General features: G+C 67.1%; 8 protein-coding genes (2 of these 8 only partly in view). 1 reads left to right on the top strand and 7 read right to left on the bottom strand.

Features of this window, described 5'->3' with window-relative positions; genetic code table 11:
* The 6 genes from H565_RS0107400 to H565_RS0107380 all read right to left on the bottom strand — a co-directional run.
* Positions 1 to 244 carry the 5' end (the start) of a cytochrome b gene (locus tag H565_RS0107400; RefSeq protein ID WP_027460485.1) on the bottom strand. The gene continues 1,073 nt to the left of window position 1, outside the view, so 244 of the gene's 1,317 nt are visible here — the first part of the coding sequence; the start codon lies at positions 242 to 244; its stop codon lies beyond the left edge, outside the window.
* Positions 241 to 909 (bottom strand): Rieske (2Fe-2S) protein, encoded by a 669-nt coding sequence (locus H565_RS0107395; RefSeq protein ID WP_027460484.1) that lies wholly within the window; start codon positions 907 to 909, stop codon positions 241 to 243. Before H565_RS0107395 ends, H565_RS0107400 begins: the two co-directional genes overlap by 4 nt.
* A 33-nt stretch (positions 910 to 942) precedes the next feature.
* Positions 943 to 1,797 carry a c-type cytochrome gene (locus H565_RS0107390; protein ID WP_027460483.1) on the bottom strand — a complete coding sequence of 285 codons (855 nt, stop codon included), beginning with the start codon at positions 1,795 to 1,797 and terminating at the stop codon, positions 943 to 945.
* A 179-nt stretch (positions 1,798 to 1,976) separates the two neighbouring features.
* A complete protein-coding gene (locus H565_RS14655) occupies positions 1,977 to 2,831 on the bottom strand; it encodes a serine hydrolase (RefSeq protein WP_034408733.1) in 855 nt (284 codons plus the stop codon).
* Positions 2,828 to 3,070 (bottom strand): hypothetical protein, encoded by a 243-nt coding sequence (locus tag H565_RS16005; protein WP_084542916.1) that lies wholly within the window; start codon positions 3,068 to 3,070, stop codon positions 2,828 to 2,830. Before H565_RS16005 ends, H565_RS14655 begins: the two co-directional genes overlap by 4 nt.
* 141 nt (positions 3,071 to 3,211) lie before the next feature.
* A complete protein-coding gene (locus H565_RS0107380) occupies positions 3,212 to 3,856 on the bottom strand; it encodes a response regulator transcription factor (RefSeq protein WP_027460482.1) in 645 nt (214 codons plus the stop codon).
* A gap of 80 nt (positions 3,857 to 3,936) precedes the next feature.
* Here H565_RS0107380 and H565_RS0107375 point away from each other — a divergent pair, with 80 nt between their 5' ends.
* The gene (locus H565_RS0107375; protein WP_027460481.1) at positions 3,937 to 4,428 is read left to right on the top strand and encodes a hypothetical protein; all 492 of its coding nucleotides are present in this window, start codon (positions 3,937 to 3,939) and stop codon (positions 4,426 to 4,428) included.
* 14 nt (positions 4,429 to 4,442) lie between these two features.
* On the opposite strand, the gene H565_RS0107370 is transcribed toward H565_RS0107375, so the two are convergent.
* Positions 4,443 to 5,000, bottom strand: the 3' portion of a protein-coding gene (locus H565_RS0107370) for a DMT family transporter (RefSeq protein ID WP_027460480.1). 360 nt of this gene lie beyond the right edge of the window; the window shows 558 of its 918 coding nt (coding positions 361-918); its start codon lies off the right edge, out of view; the stop codon is at positions 4,443 to 4,445.

Raw genomic sequence — 5,000 nt, 5'->3', positions numbered from 1 at the left:
TGGAGTGGTAGGCCGCCGGAATCAGATTGGGGGCATCCGAGGTGCCGGGGTCAAAGGAGTTGACCACCATGCTGTTGCTGGGTTCATAGGACAGTGCCAGCAGAATGCCTGTCAGAATGAGAATAATCAGGCTGAAGAGGGTAATCTCGCCCAAGAAAAAGGAGTGATGGACGGGAAAAGCCTTGCGCAAAAACTTGTCGTTTAAGCGCGAGATGTGCAGCCGTTCGTCGAGCCACTGGTTCATGTAAGCGCCTCCTCCACTTCCCGCTTGAGGTTGTTCCACTCGGCCTCATTGTTGTGATAGGGGTAGGGGGGCGTCAGAAAGAAGCCCGTGACCACCAGGCGGTCACCGTCCCGGCGAATGGGGAGCTGCGCCAGGGGCTTGGGCGGCGGCCCACCCGTCACGACGGCCCCCCGCTTGGGGTCATACTCACCGGAGTGGCAGGGGCAGCGCATCTGCCCGGCGTTGATATCGCTATCGCTGACCGAGCAGCCCGCGTGGGTGCAGATGTCGCTGTAGGCCACGACTTCCCCGTCAATCGTGGCTTCGAGGTTGGTCGGAGCCACGAGCTGCCCCTTCGGGAAGCGGTAGAGCGCCAGGATGTTGTTGGGGTCGCCCTTGCGGATGACGTCGGCCCCGTTTTCATCCTTGCCCATCGGCCAGGCACGCACAAGCTGGGTGCTCAGGTCGTCGATGGTGATGGGGCGGCCCTCTTTGCTCGCTTCGGCATGCACGAGGATGTCGCCTTCCAGGGGCGGCATCTTGTCGGCGGTGAGGCGAAAGACGGGATTGGCCGCGCCCAGCGTGCTCAGCAGGCTCACGCCGCCCACCGCGGCGGTGGTGCCCATCGCCACGTTGATGAACTTGCGGCGGGTGATTTCGGGGTCTTGTCTCTTGTAGCGGGTCATGGGATTACTCCTGTGGGCAGAGATGAGGGCGGCTTACCAGGGGAACTCGCCGCTGGCGTCCTCGACGAGGACCTCGCCATCCATAAAGAACTTCTTGTAGAGGCCAACCGCCACGGCCAGCGTGAGCAGAATCATCGCGGCATAGAAGCCTTCCATCGCGACGTTGGGCATGACTCGGTCGGCCCAACCCGCGTAGTCCATCGCCATCTGACGCACGAACAGCACGCTAAACAGCAGGCTCAGGCCTAGGGTGACCACCATCGCCAGCGTTGCGACCGGGGTCGAGCGCACCTTGTGAATGCCAGGGTGCAGCTCCTGGCCTTCGGTCCACACGCTGTACAGCCCAATCAGACCGTAGGTCAGCAGCACCATCACGAACGTCGCCAGGAAAATCTCCGGAAGCTTGATGTCCTCCGGGACAAAACGGCTGCGGTTCTTGAGGACGGCAGGGTCAATCTTGGTTTGCCCCTCGGCGACCTGCGCGGGCGTCAGCGGTTCGGGAATGCTGTTGCCCCACGAGTTCAAGACATAGTTGGCGACCGCGTAGACCTCTTCCTCCTTGAGCTGAGGGAAGGCGGGCATCTGGCCTTTGCCCTTGACAATGATGGTGTGGACATACACCGGGTCTTTGGTGATGCGTTCGTTGTTCGCCAGCGCGGGACCCGCCCCGCCCTCTCCGTTGGCCCCGTGGCATCCCACGCATCCCGCCGAGGTGTACACCTGCGCCCCCAGGGTCGGCCACGTCTGATTGATAGTGGCGACCACTTCGGGGTCGACGACGACAGGTTCGGGCGCTGTCTCCTTATTAAAGAGGAACAGCAGGATGATCCACATGATGGCCGCACTGACGATGGCGACCCAGGGCATGACAGCGTCGTTTCTCTCCACGTTCCTTCTCCTCGCGCTCCCCAGGGGCGTCCCCCTCAGGGTGCCTCCCCGGTCTCGCCTTCATGTCTAAAGGCAGTCGGCTGGCGGCCAGCATAGCACGCACGACCTGCGCCTCCCGCCGTGCCATACGGCGAAAAACGCCCCTTCTTGGAATCCATAGCTTAGCCCTGACCGAGCGGTTAAATGTCCCCCGCATGAGGTCCGTGCGCGTTGCTTAAAGCGGCGAGCAGGGGCCAAAGTGCAGCCGCCAAGACCCCCACATCCCGGTTGTCGGGGTGTTCGCGGAGGTCGGTGCCGCCCTCGGAGAGCAGGGCCACGACCAGCGGGCGCGGGGTCAGGAGCAGGCCTACATCGTGGTGGATGCCGCGCAGCTCGCCGCTTTTGCTCGCCACCCGGTAGAGCGGCACGCCCACCGCGTCCCGCGGCACGTGCCGCCCCAGCAGGTCCCGAAACTGCTGACGGGCGAGGATGGACAGGGCCAGCTCGGTGTGCGGGGCATCCAGCAGCTCGCCGCGGGCCAGTTGCCCCAGGAGCCGCACCTGGTCGCGGGGGGTGGTGCGGTTGCGCTCGCCCCGGCGCTGGGCCGCGTTTTGCCGTTCGGGGGGCTGTTGCAGCGGGCCGACCCAGCGCGTGCCACTCAGACCCCGCTCTAGCAGCCAGGCATTGACCGCCCCCAGACCCAGGCGATCCAGCAGCAGGTTGGTCGCTGTGTTGTCGCTCACGACCACCATCAGCGTGAGGACGTCGCGCCAACTCAGGGCCAAACCGGGGTCCAGCTCGTGCAGGACGCCGGAGCCGGGCACTCGGTCTTCTGCCTGCAAGCAGACCCGTGCGCCGAGGTCGAGCCGCCCCGCCTGGGCTTCTTCCAGCGCCTGCACGAGTAGGGGCACTTTGATGGTGCTTGCAGCGGGAAAGGAGCGGTCAGCGTTCAGGGCGAACAGCTCGGTGCCCGCGAGGTCGGTCACGAGCAAGCCCACCTCACCCCCGTACCCACGGGAACGCAGGTCCGCCAACCAGAGGTCAGGCGGAATCATTCGGGAAGCCGCCATTCGGCCAGGGCCGCAAAGGGATGCCCCGCGCTCACTGGACGCAGGGTGCAAAAGGGCGGCGCGCCCTCTGGCTCGACGCGGTGGGGGCAAGACGGGCATTCGGAAAAGGCCAACTCGGTGTAAGCGAGGTCGGCTTCGGCGGACGCCAGAGTCCACTCGCGGGAACAGCCAGCACGGAAGGTGACGGGGGAAGTGCGGTGGGGGCGAGGGCGCGAACGAGTCACCCGGTTTGCCTCCGTCGCCTGGGGGGCCAGGGCGTCACGACCTGTTGACCCCTCTCCCAGACGCCGCCGCTCTCACACTCTTCCGCTGGAGCGCTGAATCTCCAGGGCACCCGCGCAACTGGCACCTCTGTCACCGCGCCCCTACTCCAGGTTGGCGATGCCCTCGCGAATGGCATAGAGGGCCGCCTGGGTGCGGTTATTCAGTTGCAGCTTGGTAAAGATTTCGGAGAGACGGTTGCGGACCGTTTTTTCCGAGATGTCGAGCCGCAAGGCGATATCTTGGTTAGAAAACCCCTGCGCGAGCAACTTGAGAATCATCGTCTCGCGCTCGTTGAGGTCGGCATGCTTCTCGGTGGGCAGCTCCTCACGCTTGTCGCGGAAGTCGTCGAGAACATTCTGAGCCATGTCCGCGTCCAGGAGCGCCTCGCCCGCCGCCACCCGGCGAATGGCGTCAATCAGGGTGGCGGCGTCGGCGTCCTTGAGGACGTAGCCGCGTGCTCCGGCCTTGACCGCCTCGAAGACGTAACGGTCCTGGCGGTACATGGTAATCATGATGACCTTGGCTTTGGGGTCGATTTCGAGGATGCTCTGGGTGGCCTTGACGCCGTCGAGGTCAGGCATCTGGATATCCATCAGGATGACGTCGGGGTGCGTGTCGGCGGCGTAGCGAATGGCTTCGCGGCCATTGGCGGCTTCGCCGATGACGCGCATCCCCTCGCTTTCGAGCAGGCTGCGCAGCCCCTGGCGGAACAGCGCATGGTCATCGACGAGGAGGACACGAATCATGGCCCCCAGTGTAGACCCCTTCCCCGGCGGGACGGCAGCCGCGCCCACCATCTCCCCCCCGGCCCGCTAGACTGCCGGGCGTGATTACCTGGTTTGACGCCCTGCTCGTGACCGTATGGGCCGTGCTGACGGCGCTGGGTGCTCGGCGCGGGCTGGCGGGGTTGGCCTGGGGCGCGGGCGGCGTGCTCGCCTGCTGGCTCGCCAACTGGGGCGGCCAACAAGCCGGTTCCTGGACGCTGGGCCTCCTCCTCGCGCTGGGGCTGGGGCTGGCCCTGAGCCTGGGCGTGCAGCGGCTCGTCCTGACGCAGGTGGGGCCGCCCCCCCGCTGGCACGCGGGAGCCGGGGCCATCGGGGGCCTGCTGCTGGGGGGCACCCTGGTCGCGGTGCTCACGCTGGGCTTTCCGCTGGGCGTGCGGGTGGGCATTCAGGGGCGCACCGGGGTCTACCCCGCGACCGACCTGCCCGCCCCGCTGTACACGGCGGTCCGCCGCTCGCTGCTGCGCGAGGGCCTGATGGGGGTCTGGAGCGCGTCTCCGCCCCTGCGCACCCTGCTCGTCCCCGACCGCCGCTAAGCGGGGCCACTGGGTCACGGCGAAGAGGGTTCAGCCTGTGGGGTCGGCGTCTCCGGGTGCGCCTCGCCCGCCCGCTGCCCCAGCAGGGTGGCGACCACAACGAGCAGCCCTCCAAGTGCCCCGCGCAGCCCGATGCGCTCCCCGATCAGCAGGAAGCTAAAGAGCGCGGCGGCCACCGGCTCCAGCGCGTAAATCAGGCTGGCCTCGGCGGCGCTGACCCGGCGCTGACCGACGGTTTGGAGGAGGGTGGTGACGGCGGTCGCGGCCACACCGAGATAGAGCAGCGGCCCCCACGCCCCGGCGGGCGGCCAGAGCTGCCCCGGCTCGGCGAGCAGCGCCCACGCCCAGGCGAGGGCGGTCACGGCGAGCAGTTGCGCGAGGGTAAAGCGCAGCGCCTCATGCTGGCTCGCGGTGCGTTCCAGCGCGATGATGAAGCCCGCGTAGGTGACGGCACAGGCGAGCGCCCACAGGTCGCCCACGACGAAGGCTCCCCCCTCCCAGGAGAGCAGCGCCAACCCCCCCACCGCGAGCGGCAGCGCCAGCCACAGCGCCCAGGGCAGGGGGCGGCGCTG

Source organism: Deinococcus murrayi DSM 11303, assembly GCF_000482805.1.
Lineage (GTDB): Bacteria > Deinococcota > Deinococci > Deinococcales > Deinococcaceae > Deinococcus > Deinococcus murrayi.
Note: the sequence above shows the minus strand (reverse complement) of the source record. Positions and strands in the feature narration are given on the sequence as shown.

Coding starts and splice junctions, on each gene's coding strand:
- H565_RS0107380 (WP_027460482.1), bottom strand. CDS start 3,856: ATGATTCGTGTCCTCCTCGTCGATGACCATGCGCTGTTCCGCCAGGGG.
- H565_RS0107395 (WP_027460484.1), bottom strand. CDS start 909: ATGACCCGCTACAAGAGACAAGACCCCGAAATCACCCGCCGCAAGTTC.
- H565_RS14655 (WP_034408733.1), bottom strand. CDS start 2,831: ATGATTCCGCCTGACCTCTGGTTGGCGGACCTGCGTTCCCGTGGGTAC.